This is a genomic window from Paenibacillus sp. FSL K6-2524 (assembly GCF_038005525.1).
Classification (GTDB): Bacteria; Bacillota; Bacilli; order Paenibacillales; family Paenibacillaceae; genus Fontibacillus; species Fontibacillus anaericanus.
Window position 1 is genome coordinate 5,186,884 of the sequence record NZ_JBBOSP010000001.1, and the last position, 18,134, is coordinate 5,205,017.

Below are 18,134 nucleotides of genomic sequence, written 5' to 3' on the forward strand. Positions count from 1 at the left end.
CATGAAGCCTAAGATGGTTACGATTATTGTCCCAGCTTACAACAAAGCTCCGTTCATTGCCCAAACCTTACAATCCATCCGTAATCAAACCTATAAGGACTGGGAATTAATTGTTGTAGATGATCTTTCTACAGACGATACTGTTAATGTCGTTAAGAAAAATCTCGATCCAAAAAAGATGAAAATCATTCAAAGAAAGAAAAACCAAGGGATATGTCACGTTTTAAACGATGCTTTGAAGCACATCAACAGCAAATATTTTATTCAAGTAGACGGAGATGATTGGATTTCCCCTGAGACTCTTGAAGTACTTGTCAAGCGCATGGAAGAAGAACCTTCAACCACCGCACTTGCTTACGGCAACTGTGTTCACTGGTACTATAAAAACAAAAAGGACCATTTCCATAAAATAGTTAAGCCAAAAGACTTTAAGAATCGTTATGAGTTTGTTACTACTCCCGGTATGGTCTTCCCACGATTCTATCGTACGGAATGCGTGAAGAAGGTTGGCGGCTGGGAGATGGATGATCTGACGAACGGCAAATTATTAGAGGACCGACGTATGCTATTACGGTTGCTGGATGAACATACTTTTACGTATGTTAATTCCAATCTTTACAACTTTCGTTATCATGGAAAAAATTTGAGCCATAGTAAAAATGCTGGATTGTATAACGAACTGGTGAAACATTTTACGGACCAGGCTCTGAAAAGATGGGGTAGTTCTTACCGCGCCGATTACTCCGTTCCTTCCCATTGGCTGCGAATTAATCTTGTACCGATAAAGAAAGGAGGTAAATCACAATGGCAGAGGTGACCGTAGTTATCCCTTTTTTAAATCGTAAAGATCTCCTCCCCAAGGCAATAGATAGTGTTTTTGGTCAGACCTATAAAGATTGGAAGTTGATACTCTTGGATGACGGATCAACGGATGACTATGGGACCAACATCCAGAAGTACCTTGAAGATCATAGAGTGAAATTAATTCGCAATCCGGAGAACCTGGGTCAATCCAAAAGCTTAAATAAAGCCCTATCCATCGTGGATACCCCCTACATGGTCCAATTAGATAGCGATGATTGGTACTTCCCGAATACATTGGAGCTTCTCGTAAAAAGAGCGAAGAAACTACCCAAAGATGTCGCAGTTATTAGCGGAAATCTGAATGTAGTGTGGGAGGACCTGGAGGGAAATGTCAGGAGAACGAAGCTTAAAAAAGGCCGTTCTTTCTCCGATCGGTATGAGTTTTTATTTGCAAATACGAATATCGTTCCTCGCTTCTACCGGACATCCACTTTGAAAAAGGTGGGTGGTTGGCCTACGAATGACCCTTATACTGGACGATACAGGGAGGATATGCTGATCCTCTACAAACTCATTGAACACTACCGATTCCATTGGATCGATAAACCGCTGTATAACCAGCGAGTGCATCGCACTAATTTAACTCATCAGAGAAAAGAACTGCATGAGACAGCCGAATGGTCGGTTCGCAAAGCTCTCCAAAGATGGGGAGATGATTACAAGCCTGTCTTCAGTGTGACACATGATGGCTGGAAAAAAGTAAGAAGATTAAACCCTACCATTTCTTTCGGTGAGAAAAAAACTTTAAAAGTTAATTCCATTGCAGCCAAAAGAATGGAAAGATTAATAAAAAAAGCTATCAGCAGCAAATCCTCTTTGTGCCTTACCTCATTAGCAAATATAAAAGCAGAAGAAGAGATTTCAATGCTTAGAAATGAGAGCTTTTGGAACATAATGAGTAGTAAAAAGGTTGTACTCTTATCCAAATGGGCACCGGATTTCACTAAGAAAATCAAACCTTTGTGCAAGAAACGAAATATTAAAATAGTGGAGAGCTTTACTATATCAGAAAAAACGACCGGCACCGAGATTGCAAACAAACTTACTAAATTAAGATACGATGTTGTGTTGGTGTCTACTGATTTTAATGCGGTAAACTTATGTAAAACTCTATTAAAAAAACAAAATAAACATAAAATTATTATTGACGTAAAGGACGGAATGTTACTGCTCAGCAAAGATAGGGGTTAATGTATTTGCGTATCAACGATTACTATATGAGGCATTCTCATAAGTAACCTTATGAGCTGCCTCTTTACTTTTTCTATCCATATACGAACTCTATGATTTGTTGAAGAAGGTAGCGAATAAACCAAAAATGGTGGTGCGGGGGGACCCTACACCACCATTATTCAGTTACAGTCTTGTATTAAACGATTTTATTCAAGCTCCTTCCAACACCCCAGTACTGAAACTCTTCTAGTTGTAACATATCCCCATCTAAAGCATTTCGACCATCAAATATAAAATTTCCATGCATTAAGGACTTTATTGTACGCCAGTCAAGGTCTATAATCTCCTTCCATTCCGTACAAATAACAACTGCCTCTGCATCTTTAGCCGCTGAATATGCGTCCTCACTAATCTTAACATTCGGGAAAATATTCTTGATCTTGTTATTAGCAACCGGATCAAACCCGGTAACGATTGCTCCTTCGGTCAGCAATTTCTGGATAAGTTTTAAGGAAGGAGCTTCCCTAATATCATCCGTATCAGGTTTAAACGCTAGACCAAGTAACGTAATCCGTTTTCCATCCAGTACTCCCATACTTTCTTTAACTCTTCCAAGGAACCAATCCGTTTGTGTCTGATTTATCTCTTGGATGCTCCTTAGTATGCTCATCTCCATATTAGCCTCGCGCCCCATCATCGCAAGCGCAGAAACATCTTTTGGGAAACAGGACCCGCCATAGCCAATACCCGCTTGTAAGAAATAAGGGCCAATTCTTTTGTCCATTCCCATACCTTTTGCTACTTCTACAACATCTACCGCTAAAAGGTCGCATAACCTAGCCATTTCATTAATAAATGTAATTTTTGTCGCTAAGAAGCTATTGGAAGCATACTTTATCATTTCAGCATTTCGCGGGCTTGTAATGTGTTTAGGAGCATCAATGTTGTCATACAATTTAAGCATGATTTCCTCTGCCGCTCGTGAGGAGCATCCTAATACGATCCGATCAGGATTTCTAGAGTTTTGAAGTGCCTTCCCTTCCTGCAAAAATTCTGGATTCGATACAACATCAAAAGAGACTGACAGTTTGCGAAGGTTTAATTGCTCCATAATTAAAGACTGAACACGTTCGGCCGTACCTACGGGTACCGTGCTTTTGTCGACAATAACGATATACTTAGACATATACCTACCAACTTCTCTAGCAACTTCATCTACATATTTCAAATCTGGCCGTCCATCACTAAGCTGAGGGGTACCGACAGCAATGAATATGATTTCAGTTTCTTTCATTGCTTCTTGAAGACTTGTTGTAAAATGAAGAGTTCCTTGTTTCAATAAGTTCTGAATTACCGGTTCAACACCTGGCTCATAAATGGGTAATATCCCATTGTTTAATTGCTCTATTTTTAACTTATCAATATCTACACCTATAATCTGATGGCCAATTTCCCCAAGGGAGGCAGCAGTCGTGATGCCGACATACCCTGTGCCTATTACGGTAATCTTCAATTTATTCGCCTCCCACTATTCTTTAGTAATGAGGGGGGTATAGTCGTTTGTATAACAGATGAGTTTACATCTATCCATGAATTTCTGCGTACTTGTTTTTTGCGTATGAGAGCTTACATCTATTCTTCTTACACACACGTAATTGTGTCTAGATACAGAGTAAATTTCATATCCCTTTCTACTACATTTTCTTAGAAAATGGTAATCACTTCCGTTTATCCGCCTTTCATCAAATTTCACTCTGTCCCATACTGACTTTAAAAATACTAGTGTACCTCCCTTTACCTTTCTGCAATAATTGTTTTCACTGCCTTCACGATATAACATAAGTGCTTCTTCTCCTTCAAAATAAAGAAAAGAGGTGTCTTTTCCAACAACGGAAGCTTTCGTATCGTTAAGTGCATTAAGCGACTCTTTTAGGTATTTGGGTGCATAATAATCATCATCATCAAACTTTGCGATTATATTATATTTCGCCTTAGTAATTCCATAATTCATACACTTGCCCAGTGTATTTATCTCTGATAGTTGATAAACGGATACATTTTTATATTCTGCAGCTTTTTTTTTCCATTTTTCAATATCCATATGGTCTCTATTTAATACAATAATCATTTCTTTTTTTTTAATATTTTGACGTTCATAATTTTGAAATATGTTTTTCATAAAAGAATTCCGCATCGTACAACATATGATGGAAACCAACCATATCCCCTCCTTTTTTCACATACTCATCATTTTTGTAGATTTAACTATTTTGTAGTATATGAGTCTCTTCTTTGTGGAGAAACGGCGGTTTTATCAGTTACAATAAATTAATTTGATCTCAAGAATGCTACTTAATGTCTTAAATTGTATTCATTCCTTTTCTTCCTGCAGTAGACGTTCCGCTATTGTAGCTGACCTCTCGAGCCTCTTTTGAATAGAAGGCCAGTTCTCCTTTGTTGCCGTATGAATAATAAGATCATAGGACACTCCTTTGATACACAGACCACTCGGCTCCATTCTAGTTCGTGATAAACCACAGTTATCATGAAAGGAGATGACGCTTGCATTGTCAATAACCGTATTGGAATACACCCCGGACAAGCCCAAAATATCAAATGCGACATGAAAAATAAGCCAAGCACTGGCAGGTGCGGCCGGAACCGACGGAGAAATAATCCACCGCCCCCAATTCCCGACTCGATTCGCAATATCATAAACTGCAATTGTTCCGACAGCTTTCCCCGAAAGCAGTTCAATACAAAAGTAATAATCTCCTTCACGTTGAAAATACTGCTCCAACCATGATTGGTGAACCGAAAATTGGGAATCGATTTCACCTATATATTTGGATAACTCCGTATGTCTTCTGATTTGGTAAATGAAATCTGCATCGTCCATCGTAATCGGTCTCAAGCGAATCCCGTAGCGTTCAACGGTAATGTTATGTTTCACATTTTCACTCCTATGATCTTAACAAGATCATCTACATTTTGAATTGCTGCTACTTCCTTGATAGTAAAACGGATTGTAAATTCTTCTTCAAACCGAAAAATAAGTTCCAAATGCTTCAAGGAATCCCAACTTGCTAGTTGACTCCTCCATGGATTATCATCAGGGGAAATTGCGATGTTCAAAACCTCGGATAAAATAGAGGCGATGTGCTTACGAAGTTCATCATTCATGTGATCACCTCCACCTTTGCAGGATGATTCAAACATGCTCCATTAACATCGAGTAGTAATTTGGGGAGGAATAGATTGTCAAGATTACCCGGAACAAAGCGTTTCAACCAGTCAATTGCGGGATTGTTCCGAGGTCCCTCTGTCACATCAATACTTAGATTTTCTACTTCTAGAAAAATTAATTTTTCCAATAAATAAGCAAACGAGACCGTCTCAACTTCACGTCCCAGCGCCCTGCAGCTGACAAGTGTTTCAATTAATCGGGCATTTCGCCCTTCTATATGACATACAAAAGCTCCAATGATTCCACTTTCGGATAAGAGATCCGATAACGATATCGTCAGTGTCAAATAATTGGTCTTCTTCGTAATCAAAACTTCCTTAACCTCGATTTCCGTCATACGCCGAAGAGCCAAATTAAATTGATTTGTTTTGCGGCTTAAATCATATAGCCTCTCAGCATGTGAAGGCTCGTTCTCGTAAATGGATATAATCATCCCTAAGCTGCCCAAATAGCTATTGAAGTTGGAGGCGGAGATTTTAAGCTTTTCACGTTTTTGATTGGCCTGTATATCGTACGTTCTTGAAGAAGCTTCACCGTCCGGATGAAGTTGATAGAGCCCTGGATAGTAACATATTTTACTCATCGTCTCTCTACCGTTCTGATCTGCGCGAAGCAGCCTCACATCAGGTTGTGCAGATGCCATTTTAAGCAATTCTACTGAATTATCATCTATAAACAAAAAGGCCGAAGGATCGATGTTCAGTTGCTGTGCTAGATGATTCATATTTTCAGCCTTAGGTTGCCAATTTGAACAAATTGCTGCAAAATCGGTCCATTTTATCGGAAAATCAGTTCTACTTTCAAATAGCGCTTTTACATCCTCTTCTTCATTCCGGCTGCATATCGTTAATAGGATTCCGGAGTGCTTAAGCCTTAACAGCAGTTTTTGCAAAGCACAATGACCTTCCGATAACTTCAGTCCATAACTACCTTCTTCCCCAAGAACCCCGCTGTAGAGCGTATCGTCAAGATCTAGGGCAATTGCTTTTAACCGAGGCATAAAAATGGCTGGAAACAAATGAACCCCCAGATGGCGGGCAATCTTTAATGTCGCCTGATCGGAAAAGGGATAGTTACTTATTTCCTCATTTCTGTCATCAAAAAAGAAACCTGTTCGTTCATGAGCAAGTCCCGCTAAATCAATTAATTCACACCCTGTTGTGTTCTCGATAAGATCAGCAAGGCACACATTTAGCCTTCGTGTCCACCCACGATCGGATGCACGTAAACTGAATATGATATTCTCTTCATCCTGAGGTTCGGGCCAATTATTCACCCAAATTGTTTTGTCCATCCCCTGGCGTAATTGCTCAATACGCCCCATCAGCCAATTTGCAGCTTCTTGAGGCGTTATCGATTTACGGTATATACGCCAATCTAACCAGATGATTTGAATATCTGCCTTGAGATCTCCGCCAAGCTGAGATAACGCCACATCATAATCAGAATAATCGAACCCTGCCTCTGCTCCCCATAAACCGCAAAAAGGAGGTGTCAGATTTCCGATGAATTCAAAGGGCATCGTTCTGTCGACTCTGACCTTGAAGGTCCGATGGATAGGAAGATTCGTACTCCTCATAATTCGTTCTCTTGTCAGAAGTGAACCGAGGAGCCCATCAACCGAATCAAGATAGGTTAAAATGGTGCTCATTATACTTCCCATCCTTTCAAGGTGACTTAATATAGACCGAGTTCCTTGCCCCATACCTCGATTTTGTTTAAATAACCATCCAATAAAAACGCCTGCTTCTGCCCCTCCGTTGCCCATTGAAGCTGCAGATATAAGCTCCGCTCCAATACGCGTTGTAAGTAAGCCATTTTGTACAACCTGACAGGATCTTCTTGAAAGTTAATACCGTATTTACCCATCTCTGCGGCATACAGATGGGCACAGCGGTGTATCACTGCATCCTCTTCACTTCTCCAGTCTTTTCGATAAGCGAAAAACACGCCCAACAAATTAAACATATCAAACCAGCAAGGAGCAAACCGAGCGCCTTCCCAATCGATAAATTTTATATTCCAATTTGCGTCCAAGACATTATTGCAGCCGATATTCGGTGACTGCAGATCGTTATGAATAATACTTTTTCCTGCTTGGAGAAGCTCAGGGAAAAAGTCCGGTCCTTTGTGTAAAATAATTTTCAGTCTGCTGTAGCTGGAATCCAGCCTCATCTTCAATTCAGGACGGTCCATTGCTTTATCCAAATATTGAAGTGTTTCCTTAATGTTCTTCTGACGTTCAGCTGTTGAAGATTCAGAATGATAACGAGGCAGCCAGTCTTCGAATACATCCCAGTGCTGAAGGAAGCGCTCATTATGTGTTTGTGCATGTAGTTTAGCTAGGGCAGGTATAATCTTGTCGAAATGATCAGGTGTAAAGTTGACTTGGCCTTTTAATTGCTGAACGTATTCCATAAACACCCAGATATCCCCGCCACTTATTCCCTCTTCAATCGAATAGATGAGTGGCATGAGTTCAGGCAGAATCCCGCTTGCTTTTCGGTACATATTTAACTCAATCAAATCTTGATTGGCAACCGGAGCTTTGAAAATTTTCAGAATCATCGGATAAGATTGTTGGTTTGCTGTAATCTCAAGTCTCCAAATCGTGCTTTTAACGGTTTCTTTCAAACACTCCATGGCACCATCATTTAACGTAACGGGATGACCAAAATGTCCCGAAATCTTGTCGGCACAATGAAACTCCCGCCATTTCAAACTAACCTCGTTAAGAGGTGGGTTTTGCGGAGTTTGTGGAGTTTCCGGTGCTTGTGGAGTTTGTGCTGCTTGTGGGGTTTGTGATGCTTGTGGAGTTTGTGAGTTTTGCGGATTAAGAGGGCTAGTCAATGTCCCCCGAGCATCTTCACGTCCTTTGGTGTAACCATCCTGTTTTCCCCGATTAAATCCATCTAAACGTCCTTTGTCATAACCATCTGAATCTTTTGTTCTATTCATTTTCATTAATCCCCCATTCCAGATACTCTCTGTATCTTATGAAGGAACCTGCATTCGTGACATACCGAACAAGTAAATTATCACGAATGCAGGAAAACCGATGACTAATACAGTCCTAATTGTTTCCCCATAACTTTAATTTTCTCTAAAAGAACCGGCAGAAGTTTCGCTTCTTTTTTGCCAGTCACAGCCCAATTCAATTGCAAATATAAACTTTTTTCCAATATACGTTTCAGATAGGCCATCTGATATAACTTCATTGGATCCGTTTTAAAGACAACACCGTTCTTTCTCATCTCATTGGCATACAATCGAGCAGATCGGCGGGTGATTTCCTCTTCTTCGTCTTTCCATTCTCTCCGGTACGCCAAAAAAACACCGATCAAATTTACGAGATCAAACCAACATGGAGCAAACTTCGCACCTTCCCAGTCGATAAATTTGAGTTTCCACTCTTTCTCCATCACATTATGACAAGCCATGTTTGCTGTGTGCAGGTCTCCGTGAATGATACTCATACCTGCTTTACTCACCTCTGGGAAATATTCCGGACCTTGATTCAACAGTTTCTTTAGGAGAGAGTAATACGGTTTCAACAATACCTTGAGCGCAGGAACTGTCATCGCTTGGTCTAGATAAACTATCGTTTGTTTATTTATTTGGATTCTTTCTTCAATCATTTCTTTGGAATCAAATCGAGGCAGCCAACCAGCGAATATTTGCTCATGTTGAGTAAATTGTTTGCCCATGGTTGAAGCATGAAGCTTTGCCAACGTAGGAATAATCTTTGAAAAGTGATCAGGGGTATATTTCACCTGCCCTTTTACCGGTTTAATATATTCCATTAAAGCCCATAAATCATGACCATTAACATTTCTTTTTGTTACATAAATTTCCGGCATAAACGGTTGCAACACTTTTGGGGCTTTCCGATATATATTTTTTTCAATTTCGCTTTCTGGCCGCTTTTTACTTAATTGCTTAGAAATTTTCAGAATGATAGGAACACTTTTTTTATTTGCTTTGATTTCTAACTTCCATATACTACTTTTGTAAGAATCCTTTAAACACTCCATGTTCCGATGGTTTAACGTTACTTCCCCTTTATAAAAAGGCTCGAATGAATCCGCAATAGGCATCTTATGCCACTGCCTGCGAATTAATCTTTTATTTATTTCTTTGATTGGGCTTCGGCTCATTAGTCCTCACTCCTTTCTCACCGTTGCACTATTCTATGCCAAAAATAGTCATATGTAATATCCATTCGTCCAACCGTGAGCAAGTATTCAGTCCTAAGACTATCTGACGTCTTCCTATCAATTGCTATATCACGAAAAGACAGTCAGATGAACTGACTGTCTTTTTGTTTGACAATATGAAGTTAGCTAGCTAAGTCGCTATCCCTAATTATTACCGCCACCGCCGCCGCCAGTATTGCCGCCGCTGCTGCCATCATAGCCCAAACCGCTGACATTTTTGCCGCCGCCGCCGCCTTCAACTTTATTAAAGACATTGACATGGACATCAATTTTACTGATGAGTTTATTTAAGACTCTTATTTCTTGTTTAAGTTTACGATTTTCCCTTTTAACTTTTCTATATTTCTTATGATGATCACACATGTTTGTTTCCTTCTCTCTGATTAGTATTTTGCACTGCTTTCGTACCTTTCATTGCATTAAGCAATGAACATTGAACATTTGAATCTCTGAATCTCTGTTGATAACCATTTGCTCCCTTCCATTTGGAATAATATATCCATGGAATCTTTCAATATCTTGTCTGTATTAATCATCCAGTAGATTAGTATATTTCTAACTTTAATTAGTAATAAACCTACCAATATAAGTCCTTCTAGTTAAATATGGAAAACCATAATAAACCTCTAAGTACACTTTTTGAAGTGTCCCTGAAGGTTTATTAATCCCCTCTATTTTAATAGACTCAGATAATACTTAAACTTCTAATCTTTCTTGCTGGCATAAAAAAAGCACCTCCTAGAATTACATCGAATTTACCCTAAGGTTTTTCCGATGTTTATTCTAAGTGGCGCCTCTCATTATACGGAAACCGATTTTTCTTCTTCTTGAGACTCCTGTGTAGGAGTTTCTTTAATGCTCTCCTTGGACTTCTGAAGAACAAAATAAGCACAGCCAAAGTTGCAATATTCATTAATATAATCCGTGATCCCGGAGAACGCCGTGTCTCGGTTCACCTTAGGGTGATTGTCACGCAAAAAACCTTTGAGCCGCAACTTCTCGTAGCCCCAATCTCCGATGATGTAATCATATCGATCCAGCACTTCACTGTATCTCTGCATAAATGCCTCTTGATCCCATGCTTCCTTGTAATTCTGTATAAGCTCATAAGTTCTTCCATTGATCTGTATCAACTCTTATTCCTCCTTTACCGTTTAAGATAACGTTTGAACGCCTTCTTTATTACCCTTTGCTGACTTGACCTGATCATGCGCATGATAAGAACTGCGAACGAGGGGTCCAGATTCAACGTGGCTAAACCCACGTTTCATCCCTTCTACTTTTAACTCAGCGAACAGTTCAGGTGGATAATACTTCTCTACACGTAGATGACTTGGAGATGGCTGCAAATATTGGCCGATCGTTAAAATATCGCAATTTACCGCACGTAAGTCATCCATCGCCTGCAAAATTTCTTCCCATTCCTCGCCCACACCAAGCATAATACTAGATTTAGTTGGAATCTCAGGTTGCATGGACTTCGCACGCTTCAACAGTTCCAAAGAACGACGATACTTAGCCTTCGCACGTACACGATCAGACATTCTTTCCACCGTTTCAATATTGTGGTTCAGAATATCAGGTTTCGCATCCATCACAATTTGCAGTGAATCAGCATCTCCCAGGAAATCTGGAATCAGTACTTCAACACTACACAGAGGAGTTCTGGCCCGAATAGCCTTAATCGTTTCCGCAAAAATTGTAGCCCCGCCATCCTTCAAATCATCGCGGGCTACGCTAGTTACGACACAGTGACGTAAATTCATATTTTCAGTGGCTTCCGCTACTCGTTCCGGTTCTCCAAGGTCGAGTTCGGTTGGCATGCCCGTATTTACTGCACAGAAGCGGCAAGCCCGGGTGCAAATATCTCCCAAAATCATGAACGTAGCTGTCCGATTGGCCCAACATTCATAAATGTTAGGACAACGAGCTTCTTCACACACCGTATGAAGAGTTTTGGAGCGCATCATATTTTTGATATCTTCGTAATTTTCGCCAGTAGTTAATTTGATTCGAATCCAATCCGGTTTGGGTTCTTTAACAGATTTGGACAGAGCAGAAACCTTCCTTCTAATGGAATAGGCTGTAGCGAAATTTATTATACCACGAATGCCCTGGAAAAACCTCCTTGTCATATTGGAATAAAAACACATACTTTGTCTAACTCTAAAGAGACGTTGTTTGCTCCCGCGAGCGAGCGCCGATCTGTATCCAAAGGAGGATTCGCCTTGCAGTCACAAGTATTATCTGGCAGTCGCAGAATCACCATCAGCCTATTCTGTATAATCATTCTGACCTCATTCTGGAGTGCACCAGGCTTTGGAACTGTTGTCGCCGAAGCACCGGACAAGCCACACTCGTCGACTGGCCAGAGCGTCTATGATCAAAGGCGTAGTTTATATGAGGAAATTGAGTTACTGACAGATATTCCTTGGTATTGGCTCGCTGCGATCGATCAATATGAGCGTTCCATCACTTCGCGGAAAGGAATCAAAAAAGATAACAGTGGATTAGTCAGCCTCCGTTTCAAAGAAACCTTTTGGGCTGGTCCCTTCAATCCCAATCTGGAAGACACAAATCCTGCAACGATTGCCATGTTCGGTGGAATTGGCAAAGACGCTACAGGAGACGGAACCGCTGACCCTGCAAATGACCGGGACTCCTTATATAGCATGGCAACACATTTGCTCCGATTGGGTTTAAAGGATGAGGATCTTCGAATCGCGTTATGGCGTTATTACCAGAACGACTCTGCTGTAGTACGAATTCGCCAATTCACCAAAATATACAAGACATACAACAAAGTTGATTTATCAGGTAGTGCCTTTCCGCTACCCGTTAAGAGTATGTATACCTACCGTGACACTTGGGGGGCTCGACGTGGCTGGGGAGGCCTCAGGATCCATGAAGGCACTGACTTGTTTGCTCCCAGTGGAGTGCCTGTCCGGAGTGTCTGCTATGGTATTGTGGAGACAAAAGGGTGGAACCCTTACGGAGGTTGGAGGATAGGCATACGAGATTTAAATAATCGATACCATTATTTCGCTCACTTGCACGGTTACGAGAAAAAGATCGAGATCGGGGATGTCGTACAACCTGGTCAAACCATCGGCTGGGTGGGAAGTAGTGGATATGGTCCTCCAGGAACTCAAGGTAAATTCCCCCCTCATCTACACTATGGGATCTATCAGGATACCGGTGTGACCGAATGGGCATTTGATCCTTATCCTCTTCTGAAAAGATGGGAAAATCTCGAACGGAATAAAACAACAAAAAGGGCAACCTCCTGACTAAACTGTACCCTATCGAGTAAACACTTTAAAAAAGTCTCTCGATAGGGTACAGTTTAATTGGAGTTGCCCTTTTTTTATTGTCATGTTTGAACTAGTTCTAATGTGCTTCCGTCTCTTGGGCTGGTAGTGAGATCGTGGGTGCATTAGCCCCATTATCTCCTACTGGATTTCCTTTGTTATCGTAGTAATACGTTGGAACGTCCCCAACAACTAGTAAATAAGATATAGGGATTTCCGTCTCTACCGATTGCGGCCCCATATCGAACGGTACAACGACTGACAGCTCCGTCTTTACGCGTAAGAATACCTCTACCAGAACATTATTAATACCTACGTCCTGTCTCCTTGTATCCAGATCTACCTTGACTTCCCCTTTGGGTTCGATCTTGATTGGAATACTTGGACCGAAAGAGGCTAGAATAGGACTCCCCAATGCTTGCCCCAGCGGAATATGCTCTGATAATCTCGATACTTGGTCCAAAGTCGTTCGAACCGTCTTAATCGTATCTGAAGTTATCTGCATATGTGCTGAGTAATTTAGCATAAACCCGGTAATTTTACCGGCCTGATCTGTCTTCCAATCGATCAGATCATCAATCCCTGCCTTATTCGCCACTTGAGCCGTAATCGCCTCATTTATGGACTCCGTGGCAATTTGCTTCACCCTAATTTGAGCCAAGTGCATAATCGGTGCTTTCATATTCCGTTCAATATACAGGAAGAACTGTACGAATACGAACATAGTGATGATCGCAAAGACAATCCAAATTTTCCGCCTACTTCTTGGCTTTCTTCTTCTTCGACTATGCCACCCACGTCTTATCCGCATATTTCAACCCCCCCGACGGCAGCGGTCAAACTTCTATACAAGTTATGCGGGACAGGTGGGAAAAAGAAGGACATACAGAAATACAACTTATAGAGGTTGTTCAAAAAGTTATAATTTGATCATGCATTTATAGAGATAGTTCTTCGAGAGGTATCGGTTCTAGTAATCCCACATCCAGACAGGCCTGCAACGATAGCCGTTTTGTTACCGTTGTAAATTGAATTTCTATAATATCGTTACCCAGATCCATCACTTTTCCTGCTCCAAATACATGGTGTTTCACTTGCATGCCTTGTGCTAATTGCGTCCTTGACCTGATTGCTCTCGGATTATATGAGCGAACAGGTGAATGAATCGAACTAGTACTAATACTTCCTTGCTGAGGAGTAACTGTACTCTTCTGAACAAGCTTAGGCGGATTTAGAATAGTCCTAACCTCGGATACAAATGTTGATTCCGTCACCTTCTCTCCATCCCTTACACCGTACAGAAGTAACTCCAATTCACTCTTGGCCCGTGTCATTCCGACATAGAATAACCGTGCGGCTTCTTCCATAAGTTCGGTATTTCGATCACGACTCCCACGTTTCAGATCCTCAGAAGATGGGATGATGCCGTTGATCAAATCAATCATGTATACTCGCTTGAACTCCAAACCTTTAGCACTGTGAAAGGTTGAGAATGTTACTGCATTCTGTCCCTTCTTTGCTTTAGAGGTTTTCAGAGCTCGCTCCAAATGCTGCAATCGCTTGGCGAATTCCTCCATTGATTCCAAGGTATCTGCGATTTCCTCCAGCGTGTTCAGAATACCCATCAAGTATTCCTTACGAAAACCTAGACGCTCGCACATTTTCTCGAGCGCCTTTTCATAACCAAGCTTCGTCCGGATGGTTCGAATGACCGCAAGTGGTGCTGTTCCTTGCAATTGCTGAAATGTCTCTTTGCATTGCTCAATCTGTTTGATCTGATAATCCTGCAGCGGCACATAGTTCAACAAATTATCAAACACAGATTCATTGTTGTCGATGTCCTTCAAAATGGTCATCTGAACTTTGGTAATATATCCGTTAAGCTTGGTATGGATTTTCTCCAAAATATCAATTCGTTTATCCGTAAATGTCATCCGCATAAAGTTCAGAATATCCTCAACTACCCAATGTGAGAAGAAGCGATTGTCCGTATCCCGCATGTAAAAAGGAATTCCCGCTCGATCGAATTGGTTCATTAGATTGATGGAAGAAGAATTATTTCTGAATAGGACCGCTACCTCACTTAAGTCCTCAATCTTCCTGATCTCCTCCACCAAGTATTTACTCTGCGCCTCATAACGATCAAAATTAACGATCGATACTGGTTTGTTTTCAGCGTTTTGAGTAAACATGTTCTTCTTATAACGATTCTTATTTTTCTTAATAAACTGATTGGACACATCAACGATATTCTTAGTAGAACGATAATTCTGCTCCATGAACAAAATAACTCCGCTCGGGTACACTTGCTTGAAATTCAGCAGATAGGATGGCTCTGCCCCTCTCCAACTGTAAATCGATTGATCATCATCTGCTACAACACACAGGTTCCCATGACCCCGGACCAGTTTTTCGATCATTGCATGTTGCACCATGGATGTATCTTGACTTTCATCAGTCATTACATAATCGTATCTCTGTTGATATTTCCGCAGGAGTTCGCGGTCCCGTCCCAACACATCATTGCCTATCGTCAGCATATCGTCGAAATCTAGTAACAACTTACTATGACCAGATTTCTTGAATGTCTCATATTCTCTTAGAATCCGAGCAGCCTCTGGCACATCACATGTAACCAATGACCATTGATCTTCAGGAACCATTTTATTCTTAATAAAACTAATATAAGTCGTTAGTTCATCCATCTGATCGTCCGTAATATTCTCACCTTTGATGCTTTTGAACAAGTCCCGTAAAATAATCTTCTTATGCAAGGGCAGATTATGATCTTCAATGTCCATTTCCTGCTCATCTATTTCTACATTTCCATCAATAATTTGATAAGGAGTCCGCGTTTTCCAGAAATGCTCTCTAACTACTTCGAACGCAAGGCTGTGAATCGTTGAGAAATCAACAGGTGGTAGACTAGGAAAGAAATGTTTAAATCTTTCTTTCATATCATTTGCTGATGCCCGACTGAAAGTAACAGCCTTAATACGTGAAGCGTCGGCACCTTTCACTTCCATAAGATAACCAATCCGCATAATGATCGTTGTCGTCTTCCCTGAACCTGGTGACGCCAAGAGAAGCACAGGCCCTTCTGTCTGCAGTACCGCACGCTGTTGAATTTCATTCAGCTCAACACCGATTTCCTGCTTCTTTCGGATAAAATAATTTTCTGCTGTCTTCATACCGCCATGCCCTCTCTATTTCATCCCTAGTAATTTTAAATAATATACGTTAATAAATTAGCCGCATTCTCTATTTTATATCATGGTAGACATTATTACTAAGAAGATCAGCTTAATTGGGAAATATTTGTCCCTTATGCATATAAAAAAACAAAGAACATTCAATTAAGCCATTTGCTCAATGAATGTTCTTTGTCTATTTATCTGTTGTTTAATGATTGCTAACGTCTAGAAATTCAATTATTCTCCTTCTGCAACTGCTTTTGCAGCATGCTCTCCGCTCAAGCGACCGCTAGTTAATGCATATTGAACAGCGCTACCAGTCATATAGACTTGGTTATAGAGATAACGATTAGCTGCTTCTCCACCTGCATAAAGATTATTGATAACGGATCCGTCTTCTTTTAGAACACGATAATTCTCGTCAACTTTCACTCCACCAAAGGTACCCATCGTCCGCGGATTAAATTTAAACGCATAGAATGGTCCTTTATCAACAGCTACAAGTGTTGTTGCTTCTTTCTTAAAAGCATCTTTCCCGGAAGCTACGCCCGCATTGAAAGTATCCATTGTTGTCACTAAAGCCGCCTCAGGTACTTGCATAGCTGCAGCCAATTCTTTCATGGTTTGCCCTACAGCGATTTCATCATTCGGAAGTTGTCCTTCAATGGATTTAATCACTGCAGCATTTGCTTCACTTGAATCGATAAGCATCCACACTTGTTCGTTGACAGCAACTTTATTAGTTACAATTGCGTAATGGCTATTCTCATTCATAAAGCGCTCGCCTTTTTCATTTACCAATACTTTCGTTGGATCCCATTCAAGAACTCTTAATTCAGGAACACGACTCGCCATACCCAAACCAATAATCCATGGATCTTCGTATAGCGCAGCGCCTAACTTCTCCGCCATGATAATTCCATCACCTGTGCTGCCTGCTGAAGCTGCACTAATATCCATATCCTCAACAAATTCAGGTAAGAAACGCTTCATTAGTTCCTCACTCTTAGCAAAGCCTCCTGAAGCAATAATGACTTTTTTCGCATGAATGATCAGAATTCCTTCAGCATTCTCAGCCTTAACACCGATCACATCACCTTTATCATCCGTGATTAATTCCGTTGCTTTTGTCTCTGTAAGAATGTCTATCCCTTTGTCATTCAGAGTTTTCTCCATATTCTCGATGATACTAGCGCCACTTACTTCAGGAAAATGAAGGCGGGCTACAGGGTCAACGCCAAATCCCTCTACACTTCTATACTTATGATTCATATTATCGACTAACCAATGTGTTGTATCTACCGCATCATCCATAAAGGTTAATACGCGGTCATAATCAGGATATTTACTGTCCGGATTACTTGTATTTTGACGTTCTTTCCACAGTTCTAACCATGATTCAGGTGAATCCTCAATACCAAGTTCTTTTTGGAATCGAGTACCTGGTGCCGCGATAGCTCCACCTGATAATGCCGTAGAACCCCCTAAGTTCGCCAATTTTTCTAGCACAATAACTTTAGCGCCATTCTCGAAAGCTGATCCAGCCGCTGCAAGGCCGGTTCCCCCGCCCCCGATAATGACCACATCCGTAGTTAACTCAGATTCCTTTAGCGGTTTATTCTCGGTCACGGCAGCAACTTTAAGAGCATCTACATCTCCACCAGCTTGCTTGACACAATCTTCAACCGCAGCGAGGATGGCCTTCGACGAATTGGAAGCACCCGACACTACATCAAGAGCCAAGGTCTGACCCTCAACAATTTGTAGAGGTATACGTTCGATCGCCTTATCACTAAGACCTTTAGTTTCATTATTTTCCTTCACCGTTACTGAAACGATCGAGTTTTCATCAAATACAACCTCAACCGTTACATCGCCATTGTTACCAGCAGCCGTTGCTGTGTAAGTTCCAGCTTTATACTTACCAGAAGTCTCAGCTGCATTAGAATTTGAGTTCGTATCTGAAGCAGATTTAGAACAAGCAACTACGCTTAGCATTAGCACTAGTCCTAATAGCACAAACCCTATCCTTTTCAAATTCATTTTCATTTCTTTTTCCCCCTTGATATATAGCTTATTAATATAATTAAGCTTATATTGTGGGGTCATCACCACGTCAAGATGACTT

General features: G+C 40.9%; 16 protein-coding genes. 3 read left to right on the top strand and 13 right to left on the bottom strand.

Annotated features, from left to right (window positions below):
• The first annotated feature begins 1 nt into the window (after position 1).
• Entirely contained in the window at positions 2-817 is an 816-nt protein-coding gene (locus NST85_RS24005) for a glycosyltransferase family 2 protein (RefSeq protein WP_341190613.1), read from the top strand.
• Complete coding sequence (locus NST85_RS24010) at positions 805-2,055, top strand: glycosyltransferase family 2 protein (protein WP_341190614.1); 1,251 nt, start codon at positions 805-807, stop codon at positions 2,053-2,055. The genes NST85_RS24005 and NST85_RS24010 overlap by 13 nt, the downstream gene beginning before the upstream one ends.
• 178 nt (positions 2,056-2,233) lie before the next feature.
• Here the strand turns inward: NST85_RS24010 and NST85_RS24015 are convergent, their stop codons facing one another.
• The 10 genes from NST85_RS24015 to lipA all read right to left on the bottom strand — a co-directional run bounded on the left by NST85_RS24015 (position 2,234) and on the right by lipA (position 11,555).
• Positions 2,234-3,550 (bottom strand): UDP-glucose dehydrogenase family protein, encoded by a 1,317-nt coding sequence (locus NST85_RS24015; protein ID WP_341190615.1) that lies wholly within the window; start codon positions 3,548-3,550, stop codon positions 2,234-2,236.
• A gap of 15 nt (positions 3,551-3,565) precedes the next feature.
• Positions 3,566-4,255, bottom strand: coding sequence for a glycosyltransferase (locus NST85_RS24020; protein WP_341190616.1), 690 nt, complete (start codon positions 4,253-4,255; stop codon positions 3,566-3,568).
• A gap of 153 nt (positions 4,256-4,408) precedes the next feature.
• A complete protein-coding gene (locus NST85_RS24025) occupies positions 4,409-4,990 on the bottom strand; it encodes a GNAT family N-acetyltransferase (protein WP_341190617.1) in 582 nt (193 codons plus the stop codon).
• Entirely contained in the window at positions 4,987-5,220 is a 234-nt protein-coding gene (locus tag NST85_RS24030; protein WP_341190618.1) for an acyl carrier protein, read from the bottom strand. The genes NST85_RS24025 and NST85_RS24030 overlap by 4 nt, the downstream gene beginning before the upstream one ends.
• A complete protein-coding gene (locus NST85_RS24035) occupies positions 5,217-6,935 on the bottom strand; it encodes an HAD-IIIC family phosphatase (protein ID WP_341190619.1) in 1,719 nt (572 codons plus the stop codon). The genes NST85_RS24030 and NST85_RS24035 overlap by 4 nt, the downstream gene beginning before the upstream one ends.
• A gap of 26 nt (positions 6,936-6,961) precedes the next feature.
• On the bottom strand, positions 6,962-8,242 hold the full coding sequence (locus NST85_RS24040; RefSeq protein ID WP_341190620.1) for an aminoglycoside phosphotransferase family protein: 1,281 nt from the start codon (positions 8,240-8,242) through the stop codon (positions 6,962-6,964).
• A 104-nt stretch (positions 8,243-8,346) separates the two neighbouring features.
• Positions 8,347-9,441 carry an aminoglycoside phosphotransferase family protein gene (locus tag NST85_RS24045; protein ID WP_341190621.1) on the bottom strand — a complete coding sequence of 365 codons (1,095 nt, stop codon included), beginning with the start codon at positions 9,439-9,441 and terminating at the stop codon, positions 8,347-8,349.
• A gap of 204 nt (positions 9,442-9,645) precedes the next feature.
• Complete coding sequence (locus tag NST85_RS24050) at positions 9,646-9,864, bottom strand: hypothetical protein (RefSeq protein WP_341190622.1); 219 nt, start codon at positions 9,862-9,864, stop codon at positions 9,646-9,648.
• Between the two features lie 437 nt (positions 9,865-10,301).
• Complete coding sequence (locus NST85_RS24055) at positions 10,302-10,634, bottom strand: YutD family protein (protein WP_341190623.1); 333 nt, start codon at positions 10,632-10,634, stop codon at positions 10,302-10,304.
• A 21-nt stretch (positions 10,635-10,655) separates the two neighbouring features.
• Positions 10,656-11,555 carry a lipoyl synthase gene (gene lipA / locus NST85_RS24060; protein WP_341191160.1) on the bottom strand — a complete coding sequence of 300 codons (900 nt, stop codon included), beginning with the start codon at positions 11,553-11,555 and terminating at the stop codon, positions 10,656-10,658.
• 174 nt (positions 11,556-11,729) lie between these two features.
• On the opposite strand from lipA, the gene NST85_RS24065 reads away from it, so the two are divergent.
• The gene (locus NST85_RS24065; protein WP_341190624.1) at positions 11,730-12,791 is read left to right on the top strand and encodes a M23 family metallopeptidase; all 1,062 of its coding nucleotides are present in this window, start codon (positions 11,730-11,732) and stop codon (positions 12,789-12,791) included.
• A gap of 100 nt (positions 12,792-12,891) precedes the next feature.
• Here NST85_RS24065 and yunB read toward each other — a convergent pair whose 3' ends face one another.
• The 3 genes from yunB to NST85_RS24080 form a co-directional block, all read right to left on the bottom strand.
• Entirely contained in the window at positions 12,892-13,623 is a 732-nt protein-coding gene (gene yunB / locus NST85_RS24070; protein WP_341190625.1) for a sporulation protein YunB, read from the bottom strand.
• Between the two features lie 127 nt (positions 13,624-13,750).
• Entirely contained in the window at positions 13,751-16,003 is a 2,253-nt protein-coding gene (locus NST85_RS24075; protein ID WP_341190626.1) for an ATP-dependent helicase, read from the bottom strand.
• Positions 16,004-16,243: 240 nt separating this feature from the next.
• A complete protein-coding gene (locus NST85_RS24080; RefSeq protein WP_341190627.1) occupies positions 16,244-18,055 on the bottom strand; it encodes an FAD-dependent oxidoreductase in 1,812 nt (603 codons plus the stop codon).
• Positions 18,056-18,134 lie beyond the last annotated feature (79 nt).

Coding starts and splice junctions, on each gene's coding strand:
- NST85_RS24005 (WP_341190613.1), top strand. CDS start 2: ATGAAGCCTAAGATGGTTACGATTATTGTCCCAGCTTACAACAAAGCT.
- NST85_RS24010 (WP_341190614.1), top strand. CDS start 805: ATGGCAGAGGTGACCGTAGTTATCCCTTTTTTAAATCGTAAAGATCTC.
- NST85_RS24030 (WP_341190618.1), bottom strand. CDS start 5,220: ATGAATGATGAACTTCGTAAGCACATCGCCTCTATTTTATCCGAGGTT.
- NST85_RS24035 (WP_341190619.1), bottom strand. CDS start 6,935: ATGAGCACCATTTTAACCTATCTTGATTCGGTTGATGGGCTCCTCGGT.
- NST85_RS24040 (WP_341190620.1), bottom strand. CDS start 8,242: ATGAATAGAACAAAAGATTCAGATGGTTATGACAAAGGACGTTTAGAT.
- NST85_RS24045 (WP_341190621.1), bottom strand. CDS start 9,441: ATGAGCCGAAGCCCAATCAAAGAAATAAATAAAAGATTAATTCGCAGG.
- NST85_RS24050 (WP_341190622.1), bottom strand. CDS start 9,864: ATGTGTGATCATCATAAGAAATATAGAAAAGTTAAAAGGGAAAATCGT.
- yunB (WP_341190625.1), bottom strand. CDS start 13,623: ATGCGGATAAGACGTGGGTGGCATAGTCGAAGAAGAAGAAAGCCAAGA.
- NST85_RS24075 (WP_341190626.1), bottom strand. CDS start 16,003: ATGAAGACAGCAGAAAATTATTTTATCCGAAAGAAGCAGGAAATCGGT.
- NST85_RS24080 (WP_341190627.1), bottom strand. CDS start 18,055: ATGAAAATGAATTTGAAAAGGATAGGGTTTGTGCTATTAGGACTAGTG.